Source organism: Streptomyces hokutonensis, assembly GCF_042751305.1.
In the GTDB taxonomy this organism is placed as follows: Bacteria; Actinomycetota; Actinomycetes; order Streptomycetales; family Streptomycetaceae; genus Streptomyces; species Streptomyces hokutonensis_A.
On the sequence record NZ_JBHYWD010000023.1, the window covers coordinates 88,219 to 114,724 of the forward strand.

The 26,506-nt window shown below is 70.8% G+C and carries 25 protein-coding genes and 1 tRNA gene; 17 read left to right on the top strand and 9 right to left on the bottom strand.

Annotated features, from left to right (window positions below):
• Positions 1-153: 153 nt before the first annotated feature.
• Complete coding sequence (locus ACFXC1_RS40510) at positions 154-633, top strand: hypothetical protein (protein WP_381252484.1); 480 nt, start codon at positions 154-156, stop codon at positions 631-633.
• A 118-nt stretch (positions 634-751) separates the two neighbouring features.
• On the opposite strand, the gene ACFXC1_RS40515 is transcribed toward ACFXC1_RS40510, so the two are convergent.
• From ACFXC1_RS40515 to ACFXC1_RS40530, 3 genes are all read right to left on the bottom strand, one after another.
• The gene (locus ACFXC1_RS40515) at positions 752-1,639 is read right to left on the bottom strand and encodes a coiled-coil domain-containing protein (protein WP_381252486.1); all 888 of its coding nucleotides are present in this window, start codon (positions 1,637-1,639) and stop codon (positions 752-754) included.
• 178 nt (positions 1,640-1,817) lie between these two features.
• On the bottom strand, positions 1,818-4,850 hold the full coding sequence (locus ACFXC1_RS40520) for an SUKH-4 family immunity protein (RefSeq protein ID WP_463294415.1): 3,033 nt from the start codon (positions 4,848-4,850) through the stop codon (positions 1,818-1,820).
• Between the two features lie 8 nt (positions 4,851-4,858).
• Positions 4,859-5,857 carry an SMI1/KNR4 family protein gene (locus ACFXC1_RS40530; RefSeq protein WP_381252488.1) on the bottom strand — a complete coding sequence of 333 codons (999 nt, stop codon included), beginning with the start codon at positions 5,855-5,857 and terminating at the stop codon, positions 4,859-4,861.
• A 338-nt stretch (positions 5,858-6,195) separates the two neighbouring features.
• On the opposite strand from ACFXC1_RS40530, the gene ACFXC1_RS40535 reads away from it, so the two are divergent.
• A complete protein-coding gene (locus tag ACFXC1_RS40535; RefSeq protein WP_381252489.1) occupies positions 6,196-6,735 on the top strand; it encodes a YwqJ-related putative deaminase in 540 nt (179 codons plus the stop codon).
• Between the two features lie 70 nt (positions 6,736-6,805).
• On the top strand, positions 6,806-7,306 hold the full coding sequence (locus tag ACFXC1_RS40540; RefSeq protein ID WP_381252491.1) for an SUKH-3 domain-containing protein: 501 nt from the start codon (positions 6,806-6,808) through the stop codon (positions 7,304-7,306).
• Positions 7,307-7,491: 185 nt separating this feature from the next.
• On the opposite strand, the gene ACFXC1_RS40545 is transcribed toward ACFXC1_RS40540, so the two are convergent.
• Positions 7,492-8,808, bottom strand: coding sequence for a sensor histidine kinase (locus tag ACFXC1_RS40545; RefSeq protein WP_381252493.1), 1,317 nt, complete (start codon positions 8,806-8,808; stop codon positions 7,492-7,494).
• 194 nt (positions 8,809-9,002) lie between these two features.
• On the opposite strand from ACFXC1_RS40545, the gene ACFXC1_RS40550 reads away from it, so the two are divergent.
• From ACFXC1_RS40550 to ACFXC1_RS40575, 6 genes are all read left to right on the top strand, one after another.
• A tRNA-Gln gene (locus ACFXC1_RS40550) sits at positions 9,003-9,074 on the top strand.
• A 153-nt stretch (positions 9,075-9,227) separates the two neighbouring features.
• Positions 9,228-10,673, top strand: a complete 1,446-nt coding sequence (glmU, locus tag ACFXC1_RS40555; protein WP_381252495.1) for a bifunctional UDP-N-acetylglucosamine diphosphorylase/glucosamine-1-phosphate N-acetyltransferase GlmU — start codon at positions 9,228-9,230, stop codon at positions 10,671-10,673.
• Positions 10,674-10,750: 77 nt separating this feature from the next.
• Entirely contained in the window at positions 10,751-11,731 is a 981-nt protein-coding gene (locus ACFXC1_RS40560; protein ID WP_381252497.1) for a ribose-phosphate diphosphokinase, read from the top strand.
• 202 nt (positions 11,732-11,933) lie between these two features.
• The gene (locus tag ACFXC1_RS40565; protein WP_019066633.1) at positions 11,934-12,518 is read left to right on the top strand and encodes a 50S ribosomal protein L25/general stress protein Ctc; all 585 of its coding nucleotides are present in this window, start codon (positions 11,934-11,936) and stop codon (positions 12,516-12,518) included.
• Positions 12,519-12,588: 70 nt separating this feature from the next.
• Positions 12,589-13,191 carry an aminoacyl-tRNA hydrolase gene (gene pth, locus ACFXC1_RS40570; RefSeq protein WP_200714917.1) on the top strand — a complete coding sequence of 201 codons (603 nt, stop codon included), beginning with the start codon at positions 12,589-12,591 and terminating at the stop codon, positions 13,189-13,191.
• A 63-nt stretch (positions 13,192-13,254) separates the two neighbouring features.
• Positions 13,255-13,701 (top strand): hypothetical protein, encoded by a 447-nt coding sequence (locus ACFXC1_RS40575; RefSeq protein ID WP_381252500.1) that lies wholly within the window; start codon positions 13,255-13,257, stop codon positions 13,699-13,701.
• Between the two features lie 65 nt (positions 13,702-13,766).
• Here the strand turns inward: ACFXC1_RS40575 and ppc are convergent, their stop codons facing one another.
• On the bottom strand, positions 13,767-16,499 hold the full coding sequence (ppc, locus tag ACFXC1_RS40580) for a phosphoenolpyruvate carboxylase (protein ID WP_381252502.1): 2,733 nt from the start codon (positions 16,497-16,499) through the stop codon (positions 13,767-13,769).
• Positions 16,500-16,803: 304 nt separating this feature from the next.
• On the opposite strand from ppc, the gene ACFXC1_RS40585 reads away from it, so the two are divergent.
• Positions 16,804-17,820 (top strand): acyl-CoA desaturase, encoded by a 1,017-nt coding sequence (locus ACFXC1_RS40585; RefSeq protein ID WP_381252504.1) that lies wholly within the window; start codon positions 16,804-16,806, stop codon positions 17,818-17,820.
• The gene (locus ACFXC1_RS40590) at positions 17,817-18,494 is read left to right on the top strand and encodes a TetR family transcriptional regulator (protein WP_381252506.1); all 678 of its coding nucleotides are present in this window, start codon (positions 17,817-17,819) and stop codon (positions 18,492-18,494) included. Before ACFXC1_RS40585 ends, ACFXC1_RS40590 begins: the two co-directional genes overlap by 4 nt.
• Before the next feature lie 63 nt (positions 18,495-18,557).
• On the opposite strand, the gene ACFXC1_RS40595 is transcribed toward ACFXC1_RS40590, so the two are convergent.
• The 3 genes from ACFXC1_RS40595 to ACFXC1_RS40605 form a co-directional block, all read right to left on the bottom strand.
• Complete coding sequence (locus tag ACFXC1_RS40595; RefSeq protein WP_381252508.1) at positions 18,558-18,731, bottom strand: CsbD family protein; 174 nt, start codon at positions 18,729-18,731, stop codon at positions 18,558-18,560.
• Between the two features lie 73 nt (positions 18,732-18,804).
• Positions 18,805-19,167, bottom strand: a complete 363-nt coding sequence (locus tag ACFXC1_RS40600) for a VOC family protein (protein WP_381252510.1) — start codon at positions 19,165-19,167, stop codon at positions 18,805-18,807.
• Between the two features lie 3 nt (positions 19,168-19,170).
• A complete protein-coding gene (locus ACFXC1_RS40605; protein ID WP_381252511.1) occupies positions 19,171-19,977 on the bottom strand; it encodes a trans-aconitate 2-methyltransferase in 807 nt (268 codons plus the stop codon).
• 104 nt (positions 19,978-20,081) lie between these two features.
• Between ACFXC1_RS40605 and tamR the strand changes: the two genes are divergently transcribed.
• Positions 20,082-20,579, top strand: coding sequence for a MarR family transcriptional regulator TamR (gene tamR / locus ACFXC1_RS40610; RefSeq protein ID WP_019066624.1), 498 nt, complete (start codon positions 20,082-20,084; stop codon positions 20,577-20,579).
• Here tamR and ACFXC1_RS40615 read toward each other — a convergent pair.
• A complete protein-coding gene (locus ACFXC1_RS40615) occupies positions 20,538-21,305 on the bottom strand; it encodes a LuxR C-terminal-related transcriptional regulator (protein WP_381252513.1) in 768 nt (255 codons plus the stop codon). The genes tamR and ACFXC1_RS40615 overlap by 42 nt on opposite strands.
• Before the next feature lie 260 nt (positions 21,306-21,565).
• On the opposite strand from ACFXC1_RS40615, the gene ACFXC1_RS40620 reads away from it, so the two are divergent.
• The 5 genes from ACFXC1_RS40620 to ACFXC1_RS40640 all read left to right on the top strand — a co-directional run bounded on the left by ACFXC1_RS40620 (position 21,566) and on the right by ACFXC1_RS40640 (position 26,500).
• Positions 21,566-22,021 carry a GNAT family N-acetyltransferase gene (locus tag ACFXC1_RS40620; RefSeq protein WP_381252515.1) on the top strand — a complete coding sequence of 152 codons (456 nt, stop codon included), beginning with the start codon at positions 21,566-21,568 and terminating at the stop codon, positions 22,019-22,021.
• A gap of 67 nt (positions 22,022-22,088) precedes the next feature.
• A complete protein-coding gene (locus tag ACFXC1_RS40625) occupies positions 22,089-22,406 on the top strand; it encodes a hypothetical protein (protein ID WP_381252517.1) in 318 nt (105 codons plus the stop codon).
• A gap of 363 nt (positions 22,407-22,769) precedes the next feature.
• Positions 22,770-23,093 (top strand): MFS transporter, encoded by a 324-nt coding sequence (locus ACFXC1_RS40630; RefSeq protein ID WP_381252518.1) that lies wholly within the window; start codon positions 22,770-22,772, stop codon positions 23,091-23,093.
• A gap of 192 nt (positions 23,094-23,285) precedes the next feature.
• Positions 23,286-25,937 carry a DNRLRE domain-containing protein gene (locus ACFXC1_RS40635; RefSeq protein WP_381252520.1) on the top strand — a complete coding sequence of 884 codons (2,652 nt, stop codon included), beginning with the start codon at positions 23,286-23,288 and terminating at the stop codon, positions 25,935-25,937.
• Positions 25,934-26,500: a hypothetical protein gene (locus tag ACFXC1_RS40640; protein WP_381252522.1), complete on the top strand. Its 567-nt coding sequence runs from the start codon at positions 25,934-25,936 to the stop codon at positions 26,498-26,500. Before ACFXC1_RS40635 ends, ACFXC1_RS40640 begins: the two co-directional genes overlap by 4 nt.
• The last annotated feature ends 6 nt before the right edge of the window (positions 26,501-26,506 follow it).

A 26,506-nucleotide genomic window follows, 5' to 3' on the forward strand; every position in this document is an offset into this window, starting at 1 on the left:
TAGACAAACAGATCCCTACCCTCCCTCTCGCTGTTCGAGCCCCCCCCCCCCCCCCCCACCCCCCCCCCCGCCACCCCCCCCGCCCCCCCCGCCGCCCCCCCCCCCCCCGGCACGACGACCCTCCGCGAGGCCGACCACCTCGTCCGCGACCTCGTGACCACCCTCGCGCTCCCCCCGGGCACGGTCGCCTGCACCCACCTGATCCGCACGGACACGCGCCGCGGAACGGCCGTGTCACTGGAACTCCCGGACACCGAATCGGCCACGAACGCCTGGCAACGCCTCACCGAGTCCGAGGCCCCCCAGGGCGACCAGGAGGCCGCCGCCCAGGCAGCCGCCGAACACACCGCCCGCCGCTCGGGCCGGGCGGTCCTGTTCCCCGGCGCGGAACACCTCACCGGGACGGTCACCCTTTCCGACCTGCTGGAACTGACGGCGATCGACGAGGTGATCGTGGTGGGCGCCACGTCGGGCGACGCTCCGGACCCTGCCACACCGGTGCACACCCAGAATCACGTACGACCGGAATGGCGCGAGGGACGACTGGTACTGGCCCTGGTCCCGGCGGCGGGCAACACCCTGGCTCCCTTCGAGGTCCCCAACCCGACACCTTGCTGCGCCGACCATGGGTGACTTGGAGCGCCGGAGCACTGACCCCACCTGAGGCGCGGGGCTGTATCCATTTGCGGCTCCGCCGCGTGGGCGCGACAAGCCCCCACCGGCCCGCGCACGACCACAACCGCGCCCCCGTTCACTCAGCCGGCGCCCGCCCCGTCAGCGCGGTCAAACTGCTCCGCACATGATCCATGTGCGCCTGCACGTCGTCCCACGTCTCCCCGTGCTCCCGCAGCACCCGCTCCGTGTCCCGAGCGATCCGCTCCGCCCGCACCCGCGCCTCCGCGACCACCTCGGCCGCCCGCTCCGCCGCCTCCTCCTGCCGCCGCCGATCCGACAACTCGGCGTCGGCAAAGGCCTGTTGAGCCTCGGAGAGCGCCGCCTCCGCACGGGCCAGCCGTTCGGCGCACCGGGCGTCCACCGCGGCGAGCCGCTCCTCCGCGGAACGTTCCGCCTCGGCCCAGCGCTCGGCGTGTTCCTTGGCCTGCTCGCCCAGCATGGCGGCGGTGCGCTGCCGTACCTCGCGCAACGCGGCGAGCGCCTCCGTGCGCCCCTCCTTCACCTCGCGCCGGGCGCCGATGCGGAGGTCGTCGGCCTCGGCACGGGCGGCGAGGAGCCGATGGCGGGCGCGTTCCTCAGCCTCCGCGCGGAGCGCGTCCGCCTGTTCCCGCGCTTCTTGGAGTACGCGGGCGGCGCGCGCCTCGGCCTGCGCGACCGTTTCACGCGCCGAACGCCGCGCGGACTCCCGTACCGCGGCGGCCTCTTCCTCCCCCAGCTGGAACAGCCGGCGCGCCCGCTCGCCGAGCGTTTCGTACGTCTGCGGGGCGAGCCCCGCCACCGTCTCCCGCAGCCGCTCGGCCTCCGCCTCCATCTCCCTGGCCAGTACGGTCAGCCGCGCGGCCCGCTCCCACGCGGCGTCCCGGTGCCGGGAGAGGGCCGCCGCGTACGCGTCCACCTGGGCGGGGCGGTAGCCGCGCCCCCGTACTGCCACGAAGCCACGTGGTGACACCGATGCGCTGCTCATCCTGGAACCCCTCTCCACCCGACGGACACGAAATGATGATTTCGCGCATATCTTGATGTATCGGGCATAAGGGTTCATAACGCGACACTCCGCAGACAGGTCACGGGCATCACGCGACACAAAAGGGCCGGACCCGATCGCACCACCGGGTCCGGCCCTTCTCTTCAGATACCGACTACTACAACAACCCGTCCCACATCTGCTCCAGCAGCACCGACCACCAGCTCTCCGGCGAACCGAGCGCCGCCGGGTCCAGCGAGGCCAGCTGCGCCTGGAAGTCGACGGTCCAGCGGCCCGCCTGCTCCTGGTTGAGCCCGTACCGCAGTCGCCACATCCGGCCGAGCAGCGCCAGACAGCGCGCGAACTCGGGCAGCCCCGTGTTCACGAACTGCGGCGGTACGGAGGCACCGCCCGGCCCCGCCTCCACGGGCACCGCGACGATGTTCGCCGTGCCGTACTGGACGCAGATCGCCTTGCCGAAGTCGCTGCCCATGACGAGGTAGGAGCCCGCGTCGGCGGACGGCCGCACCCCGCGCTCCTGCGCGAGTTCGGCCAACGTCGGTACCGGGCGGCCCGGTTGGGCCTGCGCCCAGAAGAACGGGCCCATGTCCATCGGCAGCCCCGCCGCGACCAGCGTGTGCGCCACGACCGGCGGCACGCCCTGCCGGGACACCGCCGCCTGCTCGAACCGGAACACTCCCGGCCCGAACGCGCCCGCCAGTTCCTGCGCGATCGCCTCCGGCGGGACCGGCGGCGTCGGCTGCACCTGCGGCAACGGCGCCCGCACCGGGGCGAGTCGGGCCGGCCCGTCCGCCACCTGGTGCAACTCGCCCTGGTGCGCGATGAGTTCACGCATCCCCTGCTGCCGGCTCGCGTGATCCGTGCCGTACGGCGCGATGCTGGCGATGCGCGCCTGCGGCCACTGTTCGCGGATCATCCGCGCGCAGTACGCGCCCGGCAGCTCGCAGGACTCCAACTCCGTGTGCAGTTCCAGGACTTGGTCCGGCGGGATGTTCAGGCCGCGCAGCTCGTGGAAGATCTGCCACTCCGGGTGCGGCGTCCCCGGCGCGGACCGCCGGATCACCTGCTGCTCGGAACCGTCCGGCGCGCGGTACCGCAACACGGCCTGATAGCCCGGTCCCACGGTCGGCTGCCCCTGCTGCGGATAGCCGTAGGCAGGCTGCTGCTGACCCGGGAACGGCTGCCCGGGCCCGGGAGGCACGGGGTGAGGATGACCGGGTGCCTGCTGCCCCGGGGGCGGCATCGCACCCGGCGGCATCGGCTGGGGCGGTGCCCCCTGAGGCATCCCCGGAGCGCCCAACGCACCGGGCGCGCCCGGGAATTGCGGCGCCGGAGGAACACCGGGCCCACCCGCCGGAGGCCCGGCCAGCATGGTCTCCGCACGATGCACGGCACCGGGAGCACCGCCCGGGGAGGCGGGAGCGCCAGGGGTACCGGGGCTACCAGGGGTGTACGGCGGCGGAGGCGTGCCGGGGACACCGGGGGCCGGCGGCTGTTGCGGGGCGCCGGGCACGCCTGGGACCCCGGGTGCACCCGGGGGCTTGGGCGCACCCGGAGCACCGGGAACGCCAGGGGCACCCGGCGGCTGCGGAGCACCCGGCCCCGCCGGCCCGCCCTGACCGGGATCGGCGAACATCGTCGCGGCCTGGTGAACCCCACCCGGAGGCGGTCCCCCAGGAGCATTCGGCGCACCCGGACCGGCCAACCCCTCCGGACCGAGCCCCGAAACCATCTGAGTCGGCACATACCCGCCCGCCGACGGCGGAGGCGGCGGCCCGGCAGGCGCACCGCCCGGTCGCGCCCCCGGTGTCCCCGGGGCACCCGGCGGAGGCGGCGGGTTGGAACCACCGCTCCGCGCCCGACGCGGCGGAGGCGCCGCCTTGCTGGTGGCCGCATCGGCGATGTCCCCGGCGTTGGGCGCGAGCGCCCGCCCCGGCGCACCAGGACTCCCAGGAGCGTGCGGCACGCCGGGGGCGCCCCCCGGCCCTTGGGGATACCCGTAGGCCGACGGATCGACCCCGGGCCCACCCTGAGGACCACCGGAGACCGACGCACCAGGACCACCCGGAGCGCCCGACCCCTGCGGGTACCCGTACGACGACGCACCCGCCCCAGGCCCACCCTGCGGACCACCGGAAGCCGACGCACCAGGACCACCGGGAACAACACCCGGAGCACCGGGAGCACCCGCCCCCTGCGGGTACCCGTACGACGACGCACCCGCCCCAGGCCCACCCTGCGGACCACCGGGAGGCGGCGTACCCGGAGCACCCGGCCCCTGCGGATACCCATACGACGACGGAGTCGGCGGCGTACCGCCGGCGCCACCGGAGCCGCCGCCGGGTCCACCCTCCTGCCCCCGCGAACTCCCCGCTCCCCCACGGGCGTTGCCGTCGCCCAGCGCCGATGCGACTGCCGTGGGCGGGAGTTGGCTGCCGCCGGACATCAGCGCGGTCTCGGCGTCGGCCGGGGTCTCGTCCTCGCGCTGCTCACTCAGCGGCGGTGCGAACACGGTCGCGGGCAGCGGTACCGAACGGTCCTCGCCGGCATCGGCGTTGGTGTCGGTCCCGGCCCACGGCGTGGCACCGGCCGACACCCCGGGCGCACCCGGCGCCTCGTCGCCGCCGGCGTCCGGCCAGGCCGAAGCGGCCGGCACCCCGGCCTGAGTCTCCGGCAGCGAACCGGAACGCGAACCCGCGAACGGCCCCGAAGGCGGACCCGACGGCGAAGCCGAGCCCGAACCCCCAACACCCGCCCCCGCAGCCGGAGTTCCCGCCCCCGCACCGGAAGTCGTCCCCGCCCCCCGCCGATCCTGAATCCCGATCTTGTCCGCCGCCTCCTGCAACCACTCCGGCGGACTCAGCAGGAACGACGTCTGGTTGAGGTCCACCCGGGCGGGAGCCGCCGGTACCGCGTCGGCGACCTCGTCGGGGCGGCCGTACTCCTCCTCGTAGCGGCGGATGACCTCGCCCACCGGCAGCGCGGGCCACAGAGTGGCCTCGCCGCTGTCGCGGGCGAGTACGAGCCGCTGCCCGCCGCCGTCCGAGCGCGGGCCGTCGGCGCGGTCCTCGGCCCAGGCCACGAAGCCGAGTTCGAACTCCCGCACCCGCACCTCGCGGTGCTGGTAGGCGGGGACGTCCCCGTTGATCCATTCCTCGGCGCGCTCCTGCGCCTGTGCGAAGGTCACCATCGCGTCGCTCACTCCCCCACCGCGGCCGTCGAAGGCACCGGCACCGATCGTGCGAACCCGCCGTCCACCATCAGGTTCGCCACCGTCTCCAACTCCGGTGGATTTCCTGCGAGTCGGCCGAGGAACTGGTCGAAGTCGCCCCCGGCGGCCAGCAGCAGCCGCTCCACCCGGTCGGCCGGTGCCCAGGACGGGTCGACGTCGCGGGCGTCGTCGTAGGCGCAGAACCACACCGAACCGATCGCCTGGCCCTTCACCTTCACCGCGAGCAGGCCGCCCTGGACGAAGCCGACGGCGAGGTAGTCCTTGGTGAGGTGGTCGCGGAGGCATTTGTTGACGTAGACGAGGTCGTTGACGGCCGCCTCGTCGCGCACGGTGAAGAACGGCTGGTCGATCAACAACCCCAACTCGGCGTCCAGCGCGGTGCCGATGGGCGCGCTCCCGCCGGCCGCCTTGAGGAACGACCGGTAGGCGCCCGGGAGTCGGTAGCCGAGGTCCTCCTCGACGCCCTGCACCTGTGCCTCGGTGACCGCGAGCGAGGACTTCGGCAGGCCGAAGTGCGCGGGGCGGGTCTCCTGGAGGGGGCGGGTGCCGCGCTTGTCGTGGTCGACGGCCGCGGTGGCGATCCCGCCGTGGTGCCGCAGCAGCGCCTTGACCTCGACAGGGACGAGTTCGAGGCGCCGGGTGCCGACCACGTGGTGCCAGGTCCAGCCGTGCGGGGTGGCCACCGCGGGCACCGTGTCCCACAATTGGTGCCCGGCCGCGGCCAGTGCCGCGTTCGCGGACACGTAGTCGGTCAGGCGCAGTTCGTCGACGCCGAAGCCCTCCGGGGGCTCGGCGATCTCGGCCGCCGCGCGCGCGTACGGCGAGAAGTCGGGGTAGCCGCGCTCGTCCATCCGCACCCCTCTCGGGTGACGGGCCGCCCGGACCGGGTCCGGGAAGTGCACGACCTGCCCGGCGTAGGCCGCGTTCGGTGGCGCGGCTTGTTGCCCGAGCCGACCTGTCGTCATGGCGGTTGCCCCCTGCGGCATTCAGTACGATTCACAGCGGGCGCATGTCCAACTCGCCCCGCTGTGCCCCGTATCGACTGTCTCGTCTTCTTGACGTCTTCGTTCGACTGTCTCCACGCGTCGACCGCGTGGATCGCGGTGCGGACAGCCTATGCGGTACGGCGGCACGGGTCACCGGCAGCGGTCGCCGACCCCCGTCACCGGACCTTCACTTCCGTGACCTGCCGTCACCCCGCCGTGACAGCCCGCCGAAGCCCTGGCGTGTCGCGCAGCCCCAGCTACCGCACCCGCCACGGCATTTGGCACTCTGAGTCCCGCCGGGGGATGCTCGGGAGGGGATGACGATCATGAACGCGACGCAGACGGGACCGCACACCGGGGCGCACACCGGGCCTTCGGGCGACCCCAGGGTCGGCTGGAGCGCCACCGAGGGACGGCAAGCACCCGCCCTCAACCACCGCCGTGACGGCATACTTCCGACCGTCGCCGCCGCCCTCTCCGTACGCGGCGCGACCACCCTCACCGGCACCGCCGCGCGCGGCGACCAGCCGCCCGCGCTGCACCCACTGGTACAGGACTTCCTCGACACCCTCACCAGCGCCCAGCGCGACCGTTTCACCGGCCGCTGCGCCGAGGCGATCCTGATCTCCCGCCACATCGCCGCCGCCGACGCCGAGCGCAGCAAACGCGCCGCGCGCAAGCCGATGACCAACGGCGAGGCCCGCAAGACCCTCAAGCAGGCCAAACTCACCGCCCGCCGCATCCGCGAGGACGGCGACCCCCTGCACGGCAGCTTCGCCGCCCCCTGCCGGGCCTGCGCGGCCCTCAGCGCCCACTTCGGCGTCCGAGTCGTGGACCCCGCAACGGAGACCGGCTGACACCCACCCCCCGCTCAGGACAAGGCACCACCCAGCACCACATCCCACGCCGCCGACGATCGAAGGGCAGATGCACCCCGACCGCCACTCCCACTCCTCCACGCGCTTCTCCGTACCCGTCGACGCCGCCCTGCGCGCCGCCGGCTGGCAGCCCGGCCGCTGGGACATAAAGCAGGCCGAGATCTGGGCGGACACCCTGCGCGACCACACCTCGCCCGCGGGCCACCAGCACGCCGTGTTCCCGGCGGCGGTCGAGGCCTGGGCCGAGTTCGGCGGCCTGCGCATCGCACCCACCGGCCCCGGCCGCCAGATCGCCCCCGCCGCACTCCACCTGGACCCGCTGCACGGCCTGCACATGGCCCGCACCCTCGGCGACCTCGGCCGCGCCTTGGAAACCGACGTCAGCCCCCTGGGCGAGGAACCCGACACCCAGTCCCTCCTGGCCATCGACGCCGAGGGCCGCGTCTACGCCTTGGACCACACCGGCGACTGGTACCTGGGCCCCGACATCGACCAGGCCCTGACCGCCCTCGTCTCAGGCATAGAGCCGGTACGGCTCACGGCGGGCTGAGCGGCGTCCGAAGCGGCCCGTCACCCGCGTACGGCGAGAAGGTGACGTGTCGGGGGGTGTCCGCCCGCAGCGGTTGGCGCGTCAACACCCCCGAAATCTTGCGAGACCGATTCCGCGCCGTTCCGAGGACGGACACCCCCCGACACGGCACCGACCCACACCAAACGCAGGGCGACCCCCCGACCTCAGACAGCCGGAATAACCGCCGAAACCCGAAACCCACCGGCGTCCGTGGGCCCCGAAACAAACACCCCACCCAAGGCGAGAACCCGCTCACGCATCCCGACCAGACCGTTCCCCCCGGACGGCAGCCGAGCCGCCGAGGCGGACGCGGGCTCGGGCGGCGGTTCGTTCTCGACCTGCATCGCGATCTCCGACACCCGGTGCGCGAGCCGTACGTGCGTCTTCGCGCCGGCCGCGTGCTTGTGGACGTTGGTCAACGCCTCCTGCACCACCCGATACGCGGTCTGCTCGATCTCAGCCGCGTACGACCGGGTTTCCCCCTCCACCGACAGATCCACAGCCATCCCGGCCGCCGCGGACTGCCCGAGCAACTCGTCCACGTCCGACAGACACGGCCCGTCGCCCCCGCCCTCGTCGTCCACGACCCGCGAGGCCGCCACCGCGGCGGCCACCCCCACCGCGACCAGCGGCACGGCGGCCCGCTCCCTGGTGCCCACCCCGTCCCCGCTCCGCAGCACCCCGAGCATCTCCCGCAACTCGGTCAGCGCCTGCCGCCCCATGTCCCCCACAAGGGCCGCGTTCTTGACGGCCTTCTCCGGATCCTTCCGAGCGACCGCCTGCAAGGCGGCCGCGTGCACGACCATCAGACTCACCCGGTGCGCGACGACGTCGTGCATCTCCCGCGCGATCCGGGTCCGCTCCTCACCCCGCGCCCACTCGGCCCGCTCCTCGGCCCGCTCCGCGAGAAGCTGCAACTCCCGCTCCAGGCTGTCGGCCCGCTCCCGGAGACTCTCCATCAGACGCCGCCGGGCGCCGACGTACATCCCGAGCAGCACGGGCGGCGCGGTCATCCCGACCGCGGTGGTGATGGAGGCGAACGGCACGAACCAGTCGCCGAGTTCCCAGGACCCGCGCTGGGTGTCCTGCTTCACCCGCACGAACATGACGATCAGCATGCCGAGGAAGGACATCCCGGCCAGCGACCCGATGATCCGCCGCGGCAGCTCGGACGCGGCGAGCGTGTAGAGCCCGACGATGCCCATCAGGTAGCCCATCTGGGCCGGAGTAATAGCGATGGACACCAGAACAACGGCGATCGGCCACTTCCGCCGCACGACCAACGTGGATCCGGCGAGCACCCCGAAGACGACGCCGACAGCCGCCGGAACCCCCGCGTCGTGCGCGAACCGGATCCCCTCCGCCCCGCACTCCGCCGCGGAGCCGGCGGCGAGCCCCACGTCGAGTACCGCACTACGCCACCTGGTCCACCACCACGGCCCTCCCCGGCCCGTGGTGTGCTCTTCCCCCGTCGTGGTCATGCCTCCAGCCTACGGGCGCCGGGCCCCGCTTTTCCGTCGAGTTTCGACGAGTTGCCTACACCACTGCGCGTAATCGAACAATGACGAAACCGATCACCGCGCAGAAGTACCGTCGCACGGAGGGCATCCGGTACGGCATAGTGTTTGTTGCCCACTCGGCGACCAGGCTAAATGTCCGGTTCAAACGAGTTTGATCCCCCGTGGTGTAATTGGCAGCACCGTGGCTTTTGGTGCCATTTGTCCGGGTTCGAGTCCTGGCGGGGGAGCAAAACTGAGCAACAACCGATCAACCCCCTCTCCCCGCAATCCCCTTCGGGCCCTGACAGCACTGTCAGGGCCCACTCTCATGTCCCCCATGAAACGCCCCGGTATCCTGCGAATGTCCACCCCCCAGCATTCCGAAGCCGAAGGGCATACCCGTGAGCGCCATTCGCCCGGCAGCCGTCGTCGTACTCGCAGCGGGTGAGGGCACCCGTATGAAGTCGGCCACACCGAAGGTCCTGCACGAGATCTGTGGCCGCACCCTGGTGGGCCATGTGCTGGCCGCCGCCCGCGAGTTGGAGCCGGAGAACCTGGTCGTCGTCGTGGGCCACGCCCGCGAGAAGGTGACCGCCCACCTCGGCGAGACGGACCCCGGAGTGCGGACCGCGGTCCAGGCCGAGCAGAACGGCACGGGTCACGCCGTACGGATGGCGCTGGAGGAACTCGGAAACGTCGATGGGACCGTGGTCGTCGTCTGCGGCGACACCCCCCTGCTCCGCGGCGCGACCCTGCGCGAACTCACCGCGAACCACACCGCCGACGGCAACGCGGTGACCGTGCTCACCGCCGAGGTCCCGGACGCCACCGGCTACGGCCGGATCGTGCGCGACGGCGCCTCCGGCGCGGTGACCGCGATCGTCGAGCACAAGGACGCCTCCGACTCGCAGCGGACGATCCGGGAGATCAACTCCGGGGTCTTCGCCTTCGACGGACAGCTGCTCGCGGACGCCCTCGGCAAGGTGCGCACCGACAACAGCCAGGGCGAGGAGTACCTCACCGACGTCCTCGGCATCCTGCGCGAGGCCGGGCACCGCGTCGGCGCCTCCGTCGCGGGCGACCACCGCGAGATCGCCGGCATCAACAACCGCGTGCAGCTCTCCGAGGCCCGCCGCATCCTCAACGACCGGCTGCTGACCGAGGCCATGCTCGGCGGGGTCACCGTCGTGGACCCGGCGACGACCTGGATCGACGTCACCGTCACCTTCGGCCAGGACTCGATCGTGCAGCCGGGCACCCAGCTGCACGGCGCCACGCACATCGGCGAGGGCGCCGAGGTCGGCCCCAACAGCCGCCTGACGGACACCGTCGTCGAGGCCGGCGCCCGCGTCGACAACACCGTGGCCGTCAGCTCGCACATCGGTCCCGGGGCGAGCGTCGGACCGTACGCCTATCTCCGTCCGGGCACCCGGCTGGGCCCGAAGGGCAAGATCGGAACATACGTCGAGACGAAGAACGCGACGATCGGGGAGGGGACGAAGATCCCGCATCTCTCCTATGTCGGGGACGCGACGATCGGCGAGTACAGCAACATCGGGGCCGCCAGCGTCTTCGTCAACTACGACGGACAGGCCAAACATCACACCACCGTCGGGTCGCACTGCCGTACCGGGTCGGACAATATGTTTGTGGCACCTGTCACGATCGGGGACGGCGCGTACACCGCCGCCGGCTCCGTGATCACGAAGGACGTACCGCCCGGTTCGCTGGCCGTGGCCCGTGGCCAGCAGCGGAATATCGAGGGCTGGGTGGCCCGCAAGCGTCCAGGAAGCGCGGCGGCGAAGGCGGCAGAAACGGCTTCCCGCCAGGGCGAGAGCGAGAACTGACCGGAATCGTACGCCTCGAACACGGCGTACCGTGATAAACGCACACCCAGTTGAATGACCTCTGAGGAGACAGTGCTGTGACCGGGATCAAGACGACCGGCGAGAAGAAGATGATGTTCTTCTCCGGCCGCGCCCACCCCGAGCTTGCCAAGGAGGTCGCCCACCAGCTGGGTGTCGGGGTCGTCCCGACCAAGGCCTTCGACTTCGCGAACGGCGAGATCTACGTCCGCTTCGAGGAGTCGGTGCGTGGCGCGGACTGTTTCGTGATCCAGAGCCACACGGCCCCGATCAACCAGTGGGTCATGGAGCAGCTGATCATGATCGACGCGCTGAAGCGCGCGTCGGCCCGCTCCATCACGGTGATCGTGCCGTTCTACGGCTATGCCCGGCAGGACAAGAAGCACCGCGGCCGTGAGCCGATCTCGGCCAGGCTGGTCGCGGACCTGATGAAGACGGCGGGTGCGCACCGCATCCTCACCGTCGACCTGCACACCGACCAGATCCAGGGCTTCTTCGACGGCCCCGTGGATCATCTCTTCGCCCTCCCGCTCCTCGCGGACTACGTGGGCAACAAGGTCGACCGCAGCAAGCTGACCGTCGTCTCCCCGGACGCCGGCCGCGTGCGCGTCGCCGACCGCTGGTGCGACCGCCTCGGCGCGCCCCTCGCGATCGTGCACAAGCGGCGCGACAAGGACGTGGCGAACCAGGTGACCGTCCACGAGGTGGTCGGCGAGGTCAAGGGCCGCGTCTGCGTCCTGGTCGACGACATGATCGACACCGGCGGCACGATCTGCGCCGCCGCCGACGCCCTGTTCGCGCACGGCGCCGAGGACGTCATCGTGACGGCGACGCACGGCGTGCTCTCCGGCCCGGCCGCGGACCGTCTCAAGAACTCCCGCGTCAGCGAGTTCGTCCTCACCGACACCCTCCCCACCCCCGGCGAACTCGGCGCCGACCTCGACAAGATCACGGTCCTGTCGATCGCCCCGACCATCGCCAGCGCGGTCCGCGAGGTCTTCGAGGACGGCTCGGTGACGAGCCTCTTCGACGAGCACTGACCCCCGCGGTCGTAGACCGGTCGTAGATCGATTTCTGGTACGGCCTCCCCGCCGAGTAAGCTGCGACAGTTGCTCGGCGAGGGAGGCCGTACCGCTTCGCAAGAAGTCCGTACGGCGGTCCGTTATCGACGCGCTCTTCGTAGCAGGCCGATGTTCGGCCGGGTGACCGCCCCCACCCCCAACTGTTCTACGAGGAGTGACCATGGCCGACGTCAAGCTCACCGCCGAGACCCGCACCGAGTTCGGCAAGGGTGCCGCCCGCCGTATCCGCCGTGACAAGAAGGTTCCCGCCGTGGTCTACGGCCACGGTGTGGACCCGCTGCACGTCACGCTGCCGGGCCACGAGCTGCAGCTCGCCCTGCGTACCCCGAACGTCCTGCTGACCCTGGACATCGAGGGCAAGACCCAGCTCGCCATCCCGAAGGCCGTCCAGCGCGACGCCATCAAGGGCTTCCTCGAGCACGTCGACCTGCTCACCGTGAAGAGCGGCGAGAAGGTCACCGTCGAGGTCTACGTCCACACCGAGGGCGAGCTGGCCCCGGGCTCCTTCCTGCTGGAGCACGTCCTCAGCACGATCACCGTCGAGGCCGAGGCCACGCACATCCCCGAGTCGGTCACCGTGTCCATCGCGGGCCTGGAGGCCGGTGCCTCCATCGCCGCCAAGGACATCCCGCTCCCCAAGGGCACCACGCTGGCCATCGACGAGGACGCGGTCGTCCTCCAGGTGCTGGCCGCCCAGGCGGAGGAAGCCCCCGCCGAGGGCGAGGCCGAGGCCACCGAGGCCTGATCCTCACCGCTCACCGTTTCGCCAGCCGCTGTTCCCACCGGGAGCAGCGGCTGGCGCGTATCAAGGAGAGATGGACGTGACGACCGACGCCAATGCCCCCTGGCTGATCGTGGGCCTCGGGAATCCGGGCCCCGAGTACGCGAACAACCGCCACAACGTGGGCTTCATGGTGGCCGACCTGCTCGCGGAGCGGATCGGCGGCAAGTTCAAGCGGGCCGGAAAGGCGCAGGCGCAGGTCCTGGAGGGCCGGCTCGGCGCACCGGGTCCGGCGAGCCGCCGGGTCGTGCTGGTGAAGCCGACGTCGTACATGAACCTGTCGGGCGGCCCGGTGAACGCGCTGCGCGACTTCTACAAGGTGCCGCTCGCGAACATCGTCGCGGTCCATGACGAACTGGACATCGACTACGGCACCCTCCGCCTCAAGCTCGGCGGCGGCGACAACGGCCACAACGGGCTGAAGTCGATGACGAAGGCGATGGGCCCGGACTACCACCGGGTGCGGTTCGGGATCGGGCGCCCGCCGGGCCGTATGCAGGTGGCGGACTTCGTGCTGAAGGACTTCTCGTCCACGGAGCGCAAGGAACTCGACTTCCTGGTGGACCGCGCCACCGACTCGGTGGAGTGTCTGGTGAGCGAGGGCCTGGAGCGGGCGCAGAGCGCGTACAACTCCTGACTTGACCGACTTGTCGGTCACCGGAGTTGACCGCATGTGCGGGTATGGCCAATGATCCCCGCCATGAACTTCGGACGGCTCGCGGCGATGGGCACGGTCGCCCTGCTGATCCTGATCGCCGGGGTCTGGGGTTCCTGGCCCACCGCGCACAACGTGATGCTGACCAAGGGCCGCGAGACCGGCACGATCCAGGTCGCCGCGTGCGGCGACGACACCTGCACCGGGCCCTACACACCGGTCTCGACCGGGTCGCAGGCCCGCGCCAAGGTCGTCATCGAGCACACGGTCGCGGTGAAAAAGGGCCGGACGTACGCGGTGGTCGTGAAGCCCGGCACCGACGAGGTCATGCGCTCCGGCCCCGCCGGCATCCTCTACGCCTGGGTCCCCCTCGGCGGCGCCCTCCTGCTCGCCTCGGTGGTGGTCGCCGGCGGCCTGCGGCTGACCCGGGCCGCGTGGGTACTGGCCTGGTCGGGGATCGCGCTGCTGACGGCGGCGTTCGTAGCCCTCTGATCGCCTGAAAAGACGGGTGCCCCCGAGCTGCTACGACAGCTCGGGGGCACCCGTCTCGCTGTTCCTCAGCCGGTGTTGCGCAGCCCCGCCGCCACACCGTTGACGGTGAGGAGGAGGGCGCGGCTCAGCAGCGGGTCGGGTTCCGCACCCGCGGCCGCCTCGTCGCGCTGGCGCTTGAGGAGGGTGACCTGGAGGTAGGAGATCGGGTCGAGGTAGGCGTCGCGGATGGTGAAGGTCTGCTTCAACACCGGGGTGGCGTCGAGGAGTTCGGCCTCACCGGTGACGCGGAGCACCTCGGCGACGGTCAGGTCGTGCTCGGCCCTGATGGCGTCGAAGACGTGCTTCAGCTCGTCCGGGACGAGAGTGTCGACGTAGTGCTGGGCGATCCGCAGGTCCGTCTTGGCGAGGGTCATCTCCACGTTGGAGATGAAGTTGCGGAAGAAGTGCCACTGCTCGTGCATCTCGTCGAGCACGGTGTCCAGGCCCGCCTCGCGCAGCGCCTTCAGCCCCGACCCCACGCCGTACCAGCCGGGCACGATCTGCCGGGACTGGGTCCAGCCGAACACCCACGGGATGGCGCGCAGTCCGTCGAGCGAGACGCCCGAGCCGGGGCGGCGGGAGGGCCGCGAGCCCAGGTGCAGATCGGCGAGCTGGTCCACCGGTGTGGAGGCGAGGAAGTACGTCGGCAGGTCCGGGTCCTCGACCAGCCTGCGGTAGGCGGCGTGGGCGGCGTCGCTGACCACGTCCATGGCCGCGTCCCAGCGGGCGAGCGCCTCGTCGGACTGGCGGGGCGAGGTGTGCAGGGCGGAGGCCTGGAGGGTGGCGGCGACCGTCAGTTCCAGGTTCTCGCGGGCCAGTGAAGGCACCAGGTACTTGTCGGAGATGACCTCGCCCTGCTCGGTCACCTTGATCTCGCCCTCCAGGGTGCCCCAGGGCTGGGCGAGGATCGCGTCGTGGGACGGGCCGCCGCCGCGGCCGACGGTTCCGCCGCGACCGTGGAAGAGGCGGAGCCGCACGCCGTACCGGTGCGCGACGTCACGCAGGCGCCGCTGCGCCCGGTGGATCTCCCACTGACTCGTCGTAATACCACCGAACTTGGAGGAGTCCGAGTACCCGAGCATGACCTCCTGGACATCCCCGCGCAGCGCCACGAGCCGCCGGTAGGACGGGTCCGAGAGCATGTCCTCCAGGATGGTGTCGGCGGCCTTCAGCTCGTCCGTGGTCTCCAGGAGCGGCACGATGCCGACCTTGGCCCAGCCGGCGTGCAGGTCGATCAGCCCGGCCTCGCGGGCGAGGACGGCGGCGGCGAAGACGTCGTCGGCGCCCTGGCACATCGAGATGATGTACGACTCGATGACCTCGGGCCCGAACACGGCGAGGGCCTTCTTGATGGTCTCGAACACCCCGAGGGTCTTCTCACCGGCCGCGTCGACGGGCGCGGGCGTCGGAGCCAGCGGCCGCCTCGACCGCAGCTCCTTCGCGAGCAGCTTGGTGCGGTACTCGCGCGGCATGTCGGAGTAGCGCCAGGACTCCTCGCCGAGCCGGTCGAAGAGCTGGCCCAGCGCGTGGTGGTGGGCGTCCGCGTGCTCGCGTACGTCCATGGTGGCGAGCTGGAGGCCGAACGCGCCGAGCGTGCGGATCGTACGGTCCATGCGGCCGTCGGCGAAGAGGCCGCCGCGGTGGGCGCGCAGGGAGGTCTGGATCAGGGTGAGGTCGTGCAGCAGCTCGGCGGTGCCGAGGTAGTCGCGGCCGGGCTGGTGCGGGGTGTCCTTGGCCAGTCGGCTCTTGGTGTTCTCCAGCTTCTGCCGGATGCAGGTGGCCTTGAGCCGGTAGGGCTCCTCGGCGTTGAGCCGCTTGTAGCGGGGGCTGATCTCGGGCAGCAGCTCCAGGTCGGACTGGAGGGACTCCAGCAGTTCGTCCGTCGCGCCGGTGTAGCGGATGGAGTTGGAGAGGAAGCCGCGCAGCTCGTCGATCGTCTCCAGGGCGTCGTTGATGCCGTGCTCGTGCTGGAGGATCAGGACGTCCCAGGTGACCTGGGGGGTGACGTTCGGGTTGCCGTCGCGGTCGCCGCCGATCCAGGTGCCGAAGGTGAGCGGGCGGGTGTCGTCGGGCAGCTTGACGCCGACGCGCTCCAGCTCGGCGGTGAGGTCTTCGAGGACGTCACCGACGGCGCCCGCGTGCAGCTCGTCGAGGTAGTAGATGGCGTTACGTGCTTCGTCGGCGGGCTCCGGCCGTACGACCCTGAGCTCATCGGTCTGCCACACCAGGTCGATGTTCTCGGCCAGCCGGGTGTCGTAGCGGCGGCGGTCGGAGGCGATGACCGGGGTCTCCAGGAGCGCGGCGATGCGCCGGAGCTTGTTGAGGACCGACCGGCGCGCGGCCTCGGTGGGGTGCGCGGTGAAGACCGGGCGGACGTTCAGGTTCTTGACCGTCTCGCGCAGGTGGTCGGGGTCGGCGTCCTTGAGGCGGTCGGCCGTGCGGGCGAGGAGACCGCCCTCGGCGGCGCGGCGGGCGCGCAGCTCGCGGCCGCGGTGCACCTGCTCGGTGACGTTGGCCAGGTGGAAGTAGGTGGAGAAGGCGCGCACCAGCTTGGCGGCGGTCTCCAGCTCTATGCCGCGCAGCAGGTCGGCGGCGGCCTCGCCGTCCTCCCGGGTGAGGCGGCGGACCTTCTCGACCAGTTCGAGCAGCTCGGGGCCCTCCTGGCGGACGAGGGTCTCGCCCAGCAGGTCGCCGAGGCGCCGGATGTCGGCGCGCAGCTCGTTGTTGGTCGTGGTGGCCTGGTCGTCGGCACTGCTCACAGGTGCGGCTCCTTGCAGTGTTTGAAGCTCGTCTGGAGGGAACCCGGACGGCGGTCCCGCGGCGGCTGTCGCATAGGGGACGGACATCCGGGAAGAAAACAGAGCGGACCGCGCTGTCCGACCGACACCAAGGATAGGTGTCCACTCTGACGCGCGGTCTCACGGGCTTCGTCCACCTGTCGACGCACTGCCATACTTACGTCGCCGTAGGTTACGGAACCGTAGGGAAGTCCATGGTGAACTCATACTCGGCTCCCGCCGTCCGACGCTCCGCCTCCACCTCCGAACCCCACAGGGGACGCCCATGACCACGAGCTCCGATGTGATCGACGACGCCCCGCGGGCGAACGACGACGGCACCCCGCTGCCCGCCGCCACCCTCGGCGGCGAGAAAAAGGGGACGCTGGAACAGCTGACTCTTCTCCTCTTCATCACCGTCCCGTTCCTGGCGCTGGTCGCGGCGGTGCCGCTGGCCTGGGGCTGGGGCGGGGTGAGCTGGCTGGATCTCGGCCTGCTGGTGTTCTTCTACTACCTGGGCTGCCACGGCGTGACGATCGGCTACCACCGGTACTTCACGCACGGCTCCTTCAAGGCGAAGCGCCCGCTGCGGATCGCCATCGCGATCGCCGGGTCGATGGCGGTCGAGGGCCCGCTGGTGCGCTGGGTGGCCGACCACCGCAAGCACCACAAGTTCTCCGACGCGGAGGGCGACCCGCATTCGCCGTGGCGCTACGGCGAGACCGTGCCGGCACTGATCAAGGGCCTCTGGTGGGCGCACATCGCATGGATGTTCGACGAGGAGCGCACCCCGCAGGACAAGTACGCGCCGGACCTGATCAAGGACCGCACGATCCGGGCGATCTCCCGCCAGTTCATCTTCTGGACGATGCTGTCGCTCGCGCTGCCCGCGCTGATCGGCGGCCTGGCCACCATGTCCTGGTGGGGCGCGTTCACCGGCTTCTTCTGGGGTTCGCTCGTCCGGGTGGCGCTGCTGCACCACGTCACCTGGTCGATCAACTCGATCTGCCACGCGGTCGGCAAGCGCCCCTTCAAGTCACGCGACCGTTCGGGCAACGTGTGGTGGCTGGCGATCCTGTCCTGCGGCGAGTCCTGGCACAACCTGCACCACGCCGACCCGACGTCCGCGCGGCACGGTGTGATGCGCGGCCAGCTCGACTCCTCGGCGCGGATCATCCGCTGGTGCGAGCAGCTCGGCTGGGCCTATGACGTGCGCTGGCCGTCACGCTCGCGTATCGATTCGCGCCGTATCTCCGGTCCGGACAGCTCTCGGCCCCGGAAGGAGCCGGCGGAGGCGGCATGATTGACGCCGTGGCGACCGATCCCAGCAGCACCCCAGGCAACGAAAAGCCCCGGCGCGCGCGCCGCACCCGGATGACGGGAGCCGAACGCCGGGCCCAGCTGCTGGAAGTCGGTCGCACGCTCTTCGCGGCGAAGGGTTTCGAGGCCACGTCGGTGGAGGAGATCGCGGCGAAGGCCGGGGTCTCCAAGCCGGTGGTCTACGAGCACTTCGGCGGCAAGGAGGGCCTGTACGCGGTGGTCGTGGACCGCGAGATGCGCCGGCTGCTGGACATGGTGACCAGCTCCCTGACGGCCGGCCACCCCCGCGAACTCTGCGAACAGGCGGCCTTCGCCCTCCTCGACTACATCGAGGAGTACACGGACGGCTTCCGCATCCTCGTCCGCGACTCCCCCATCCCCCAGTCGACGGGCTCCTTCGCGTCCCTGATCTCGGACATCGCGACCCAGGTCGAGGACATCCTGGGCCGGGAGTTCAAGAGCCGCGGCTTCGACGCCAAGCTCGCCCCCCTCTACGCCCAGGCCCTCGTCGGCATGGTCGCCCTGACCGGCCAGTGGTGGCTGGACGTCCGCCGCCCGAAGAAGGCGGAGGTGGCGGCGCATCTGGTGAACCTGGCGTGGCACGGTCTGGACGGCCTGGAGGCGAAGCCGCGCCTGATAGGCCACCGCAAGAGCTGATCCGAGCACACGGAAGGGGCCCCCGCCGTCCGGCAGGGGCCCTCGTCGCTTCCGGCGCAGGTGTCAGCGCTTGAAGGCGTCCTTGGCCTTCTCCTTGGCCTGCCGCGCGTCCCCCTTGGACTTCTCGGCCTGCCCCTTCATCTCCATGGTCTCGTTGCCGACGGCGCGGCCCACGGTCTCCTTGGTCTTGCCCTTGACCTGTTCCTTCTTGGCCTTGGCCTTCTCGTCCTTTGCCACGGTTCATCACTCCCGGTCGGATCGGAACTCGGTCACCACTCGAGTTGCCGCGATCGCGGCGGACAAACACCGTTCAGCCTTCCGGTTCCAGGAACTCCAGCCGGTTCCCCACCGGATCCTCCGAGTAGAACCGCCGGTGCCCCGGCAGGTCCCCGTCCCAGCCGACCTGCGCCCCGCGGGCCTCCAGCCGGGCCGCGTACGCCTCGATGTTCACGACCCGGAGCCCGGGGTGGGCCTTCTTCGCGGGACGGAAATCCGCTTCAACGCCCAGGTGGAGCTGGACCGCCCCCGCCCCGAACCAGCACCCGCCCCGCGCCGCGAGCGTCGGTGGCTTCGGAATCTCGGTCATGCCGAGGACGTCGGCGTAGTAGGCGCGCAGCGCGTCCTCCGACCCTGCCGGGGCCGCCAGCTGCACATGGTCCACGGCCGCGATCACCGCTCACACCCCCTTACGGGCCACCGCGAACAGCCGCCGGAACGGCAGCACCGTGCCGTACTCCGCCGTCGGATACGCCTCGCGCAGCAGGTCGCGGTACTCGGTGACGAAGGCGTCCCGCGCCTCCGGGTCGTCGGCGAGGGCGGTGAGGGCGGGGCGCAGGCCGGTGCCCTTGACCCAGTCGAGGACGGGGTCGGGGCCGGGCAGGATGTGCTGGTACGTCGTCTGCCAGACGTCCGCCGCGCAGCCGAGGCGGGCCAGGCGGTCGAGGTAGACGCCAGGCGCGTGCACCGAGTCCTCGTGCCGCAGGACATCCCCGAGACGGCTCTTCCAGCGGGCGGTGGCGGCGAGTTCGCGCATCAGGGCGTGCAGGGGCGCGTCGATGTTGTCCGGCACCTGGAAGGCGAAGGTGCCGCCCGGCGCGAGCGCGGCCACCCAGTCGCCGAAGCGGTCCAGATGCCCCGGCACCCACTGGAGCGCCGCGTTCGACACGATCAGGTCGTACGGCTGCGCGGGCGCCCACTCCGTCGCGTCCGCGTGGGCGAAGTCGAGGCTGCCACCACCCGCCGTGGGGCCGGCGTAGGGCTCGGTCCGCGCGAGCATCTCGGGCGAGTTGTCGTAGCCGGTGATGTGCGCGGTGGGCCAGCGCTCGGCGAGGACGGCGGTCACGTTGCCGGGGCCGCAGCCGAGGTCGGCGATGCGGGGCGGGGTGCCGGGGACACCGGTGACGCGCGCGAGGAGGTCGGCGAACGGGCGGGCGCGGTGGCCGGCGTGCCGCAGGTACTGGGCGGGGTCCCAAGTCGTCGTCATGACTCCCACTCTCCTCCCGGAATTATCTCGACGTCAAGAGACTTTGAGGAGAGTTAGTTGATGTCAAGAGACTTCATGTCGACACAACCACTACACTGATCGTCATGGAGGACGAGGTCGATCGGCTTGTCGCAGCGTGGCGCCGGGAGCGCCCGGACCTCGACGTGGAGCCACTTGAGGTGCTCAGCCGGGTGAGCAGGCTGGCCAGGCACCTGGACCGGGCCCGGCGGCTGGCGTTCGCCGAGCACAGCCTGGAACCCTGGGAGTTCGACGTGCTGACGGCGCTCAGGCGCGCGGGCAGCCCCTACCAACTCTCCCCCGGCCAGCTGCTGACCCAGACCCTGGTCACGTCCGGCACGATGACGAACCGTATCGACCGCCTGGCGAAGAAGGGCCTGGTCGAACGGCTCCCCGACCCCAGCGACCGCCGGGGCGTACTGGTCCGGCTCACCGAGGAGGGCCAGGACCGCGCGGACCAGGCCCTGGCCGGACTGCTGGCGCAGGAGCGCGCGATCCTCGCGGAACTCTCCCGCGCCCAACGGGGCGAACTGGCGGGACTGCTACGCCAGTTGACCGCCCCGTTCGACAACATCCCCGGCTAGGTCGACGGGCCCGACCCCGGCACGCCGGGCAAGAGCCACGGCCGCAAGGGTCGAATGGACCCCCAACTTGCCGAGCACGTTTTGCATATGCGTCCGGACTGTGTGCGGGGAAAGGAACAGCCGCTCGGCGACGGCCTTCCGCCCCAGCCCGGCCACCATGCAGCGCAACACCTCGCGCTCCCGCGGAGTCAGCGACTCCACCAGCCGCTCGCTCTCGGTGCGATGCTTGCGCGCGGCCGTCAACTCCCGCAGGACCCCGGTCAACAGGGCCGGCGGCAGATGCGTCTCGTCGCGCAGGACACCTCGGATGACGGTTAAAAGCCTGGACAGCGAGCAGTCCTTGGCGACCCAGCCGGACGCCCCGGCCTGCAGGGCCAGCGCGGCCCTGCGCGGATCGTCCTTCTCCGCCAGTACGACCATCCGTACGCTCGGCTGGGCGGAACGGACCCCGGCGACCAGGGAGATCCCGTCCACCAGCCCGTCCTCGTTGCCCGCCTGAACAGGCACGGCGGGCCGGAGGCCCTGCACATTGCCGCCCAGGTCGGCGTCCACCAGCAGGACGTCGAATCTGCGGCCCTCGGCGTTCGCGCGCTCCATGCTGCGCAGCGCGGCGGGACCACTGCCGGCCGCGGACACGTCGACATCGGGCTCGGCCGCCAGTGCCGCGGCGAGCGACTCGGCGAAGATGCGATGGTCGTCGACGACCAGGACTCGGATGCGAACCACGAAACCCCCTTCCCCAGGCTCCTGTGGAGCAGGGGATACCTCATCGTCGGGAGACGAAGCGATGGTTGCGGGTACGACGCCCAGGAGCGGCCGAAGCCGCACGGCCGCCGCCGTGCAGAGACTGCTACCCCCACATCGGGCGTCGTACCCGACTTGTCTCGCCCCCTGATCAGCACCGGCCCCCACCGGTGCTGTTCACAGGGTACGGCCGGGGCGCAGCAGCGGAACCCAATTTGCAGAACTGACTGTCCGGCCCGTTTATGGTGAGCCGCATGTTTCGTATTGAGACGGAAGTCGACAGAGAGCGACGCGATCTGCTCCGCGCCCGGCTGCTCGAAACCAACACGGCCGCGTCCCCGGTCCTCCGGGCCCTCCGCGGAACCCCTCGCGAACGTGAAGTTCCGCTTCACGTCTGGGCGTTGGACGGCTCCGGCGCCCTGGCCGCCGGAGCCGTCTGCCACACCTGGGCGGACTGGCTCCACGTGACCTATCTGTGGGTGGACGGCCGTCACCGAGGGACGGGGCTCGGCTCCCGGCTGCTCGCGCGGGCGGAACGCATCGCCCGCGAGGAGCGGGCTTGTGTGGCGGCCCGCCTGGAGACGTGGGACTTCCAGGCACCGGACTTCTACAAGAAGCGGGGGTACGAGGTGGTGTGCGTGATCCCGGACTATCCGCCGGGGGTTACGGAGTACACCCTCACCAAGAACCTGGGCTGACCACAGCGGCCGGTGAAGTGGCCGATTGCGGCGGCCCGTTGGGGTCGGCCCACCGCAGCCCCTGGCTGTGACGCTCGCCTCCTCCTGGAACCCCGGAACATCGTCGCTGTGGCGTGAACGGCCGTTCGTGCTGCTCGCCGCCGCCCGCGCCGTCTCCGTCCTCGGCAACGGATTCGCCCAAGTGGCCCTCGCCTTCGCGGTGCTGGCGCTGCCCGGCGCCGGACCCGGCCGGCTCTCCCTGGTCCTGGCCTGCCAGGCGGTGCCGCAGCTGGTGCTCATCCTGGCCGGGGACGCGCCGGTTCTCGCGATGTGCGGCGGGCGAACGGTCTGCTGCGGGTGGGCACCAACAGCACACTGCTCCTGGGTCCGTCGCTCTCGGGCGTGACGGTGGCGCTGGTCGGCCCCGGCCGGGCGCTGGCCCTGAGCGCCGCGTCCTTCGCCCTCAACGCGGCCTGACCGCCCGCCTCACGGTGCCGGCCCGCCCGTCCCGGAAGTCCTGAGGCTGGGGCGATCTCCGCGACGGCGGGCGGGAGTTCGTGTCCCGCCAGTGGCTGTGTGTCGTAGTGGCCCAGTGGTCGATCGTGGTGGCGGCGCTCAAACGCGAACGTGGGCGTCCCCGGCCCCCTGACCGCCGAGCGCTGTCTCAGCGGCGCCCACGCGTGGTCGCTGATCGTCGCCGCGCAGGCCCTGGGCACGATCGCCGGCGCGGACCTGGCCTCCTGCGTCCGGGTCCGCCGCCCGATCGCCGGTGGCGGTCCTGGCCACGTTCCCGACGGCGGCACCGGTCGCCCTGCTCGGGGTGCGGGCCCCGGTCTGGCTGATCGCCGTCGCGATGTTCACGGCCGGAGTCTCCAGCGATGTCCTCGGCGTCCTGTGGAGCACCACGATCCACCGCGAGATCCCGGAAGAGTCCCTCTCCCGGGTCAGCTCCTACGACTACTTCGGCTCCCTCTCCTTCGCCCCGCTGAGCCTGTTGATCGCCGAGCCGCTCGCGGCGGCCGCGGGGCTGGTGGTACTGGCCACGGGGGCGGTACTGCTGGCGCCGGGGGTGCGGAGGCTCACGGCTCCTTGAGAGCGTCAATTAATGGTCAACCAAGTCAAAGGTATGGAGAACTGGTGTTGCCCAAGCACTCTTACTCCCCATTTACTTGCCGCTGTCACAGCAGGTACAGCAGGTACAGCAGGTACAGCAGGTACAGCAGGTACAGCAACGGGGAAGCAGATGCACACAACGCGGTATTTGTCATGCGCTAGACACATTCGGATGGCCGCACGGACTGCCGTACTCGCCTGCGCACTCGCGCTGCTGGTCTCCGGCGGTTCGGTGGCAGCCGGCGCGGACACGAAGACCTCGTCGGCCGCCGCCACGGACTCGCCGGGTGAATCGGACCTGGCTTCGGCCCGGTCGCAGGCCGTGGAACAGGGCAAGCGGGTCGAGGTCACCAGCAAGCGCACCGAGGACTCGACCACATGGGTCAACCCGAACGGCGCGCTGACCACCGAGGTGTTCCAGGAGCCGGTCCGGGTCCGCCAGGACGGTGCCTGGACACCCGTCGACACCACACTCGCCGACACGGGAGCCTCGGTCACCCCCGGCGCGACGGTGGCCGGTCTCAACCTCTCCGACGGTGGGACGGGGCCTTTCGCCAAGGTGTCGGACGGGGGGACCTCGCTGGCCCTGTCCGTCGGCGACCTGCCGGCGCCGACCCTGAACGGGAACACGGCGACGTACACCGGCGCGGTGTCCGGCGGTGACCTGGTCGTGACGGCGCTGCCCAGCGGCTTCTCGGAACAGGTCGTACTCCACGAACGGCCCGACGGTCCGCTGACCATCCGGATGCCGCTGACGACCTCGCAGGGGCTGAAGGTCTCCCAGACCGGTTCCGGCCACCTGCTGTTGACCGACGGGAGTGGCAAGACCGTGGCCGATGCCCCGGCACCGCACATGTGGGACTCAGCCGTCGACCCCGCCTCCGGGCTCGCCGCGCACGACGCCCCGGTCGCCTCCCGGATCGAGAACACCGACCAGGGCCAAGTCCTCGTCCTCACCCCCGACTTGAGCTTCCTCGACGCCGCCGACGTCAGCTATCCGCTGACCATCGACCCGACCACCACGCTTGCGGTCAGCACCGACACCTGGATGGAGAGCCCCAACTACACCGACTCGCAGCGCTCTTCGGAGGAACTGCGGGTGGGCTCGTACGACGGCGGCACCCACCGGGCGCGCGCCTACCTGAAGTTCGACGTCTCGGACATCGTCGGCTTCCACATCGTGGACACCGACCTGTCCCTGTACTCCTACTGGTCGTCCACCTGCTCCACGGCCGGCTCCGGCATCCGCGTCCGCCGGGTCACCTCCGACTGGGACCCCACCGCCGTCACCTGGGACACGGTGCCGACCGTGACCGGAACCGGCGAGGTGGTCAACACCGGGGCCCACGGCTACTCCGCGTCCTGCCCCGCCGCCTACAGCCACTGGGACATCGACGCCATCGTGCAGGCCTGGGCGGATGGCGCCCCCAACTACGGCATCCAACTCCGCGCCGTCGACGAGACCGACTCCCTGACCTGGCGGCGCTACCGCTCCGCGAACTACGTCTCCGGGGACGACGCCGAAGAACCGCATCTGACCATCACCTACGAGGACTCCGAACTCGCGGGCATCACCGACTCGGCCGACCTCACCACCCCGGTGATCAGCAGCGGTACGGTCAAGGGCGCCGACGGGAACGTGGCGGCCGGAGCGGACGTGGTCCTGTACGCCTGGCCGGACAACGAGTCGGACGACGCCCTCGAAGAGGGGGACTCGGTGAAACTGCAGCCCGTCGCCAAGGCGGTCTCCGACAGCAGCGGCGCCTACACGCTACGGGTGGCCTCAGCCTCCGCACTCACCCCGGAGGCCGCGACGGACGGCACGGTGAACCTGGAGACCGTCGCGTACTCGGGCAGTCACCAGGCCGTATTCAACTTCCCCCGCACACTGGTCAGTTCTTCGAGCTCCACGGCATACCTGGCGGCGACCACGAAGGCGGCCGCCACGGACACGGACACCACAGCCATCGCCGACACCACCCCTGTGGTCGCCGACCTGGTGCTCGACAACGCGTTGTCCACCAGCGAGTACTCAAGTTCCACCGACGGCGCCAGTAACGGAATCGACGAGGAGAGCAGCTCGGCACCCGGGTCCCTGACGGACGATCCGGACAGCGCGACGGCCTCCGCCGCGGACGACACCGCGGCCGCCGAATCCGCGGCGAGCGACGCGGGCGCCGCCAAGGCCTGCAGCAGCACGCTGGTGAAGAATCTGGGGGCGAAATGGGTGATCGCCGGCCAGACCTACAGCGCCACGTCGGGTGTGAAGCACACCTTCTCCTACAGCAAGGGCGCGGACAGTTCGCTGGGCGTCGGTGTGTCCGCCTCGGGCACCTACGGCAGCTTCACGAGTAGTGGATCGGTCTCCAAGTCCAGCTCACTCACCATGGAATACCCCACCTACGGCAACAACAGGGGCGTCTACTACAAGACCGAGTACAGCTACGGCAAGTACCTGGTGGGCTGCCAGAGCCCTGGTCGCGGAACCCCGGTCACCCATCACTACGAGGTCCGCCCCAAGGGCTACTACGGCGGTGCGAAGACGAGCACGGCCTACATTCCCACGGCCAAACACTGCGCCTACCAGCAGAAGGACACCAAGTTCTCCCGGACCACCTCCCGCGCCATCACCTGGACCGACGGCGCAAGTCTGGAGGATGTGATCGGCATCGACCTGTCGGCCGAGACCGGGTATTCCAGCGACGCGACGGTGGAGTACACCTTCAACGCCAGCCGCTACATCTGCGGCACCGGCGGAGCGCCGGGCGGCTCCCATCCGTACAACTTCGTCGCCACCACCACGAAGAGCGGACACACCCGATGAAGGTACGGCGGGGGCTGCCGGCCCTCGTCCTGCTTGCCGCGCTGGTAACGGGCTGCTCCGTGGTCCAGCACCAGGACTCCACCGACGGGCCGTTGGACCAGCCCGGCGATTCCGACGGTGGATCGGGCGTGGAGTGTATTCCGGCGAAAATGGGCGGCAGTATCTTCTTCGGCGGCGACGAGTTGCACAACTACGGCAGCAAGAGCCTCGTCATCGACAAGATCACGCTGCGCAAGGCGAGCGGCGTACGCCTGGTCGAGGCGCTCATCGTGTCCAACTCGTCGGCCTTCATCGGTTACGGCCACGGCTGGCCCCCCGATCCGGAAGCGCGCAGCGGACCCGGCATCGACTGGGCCCACCGCCGCAAGGCCGTGGGAGCAACCATCTCCCCCCAATCCGACAACGCGAAAGTCGCGAACAACCTGGTCCTGCATCTCCAGGTCACCGCCGCCTCCGGGGCGCGCATGGCCGGAATCAAGGTGCGTTACCACGTCGGCGGCGCCGCCTACGTGTGGGACAACTTGCTGGGCCTGACCGTGGAAACGAAGAAGAAGTCATGCTGAACCGCC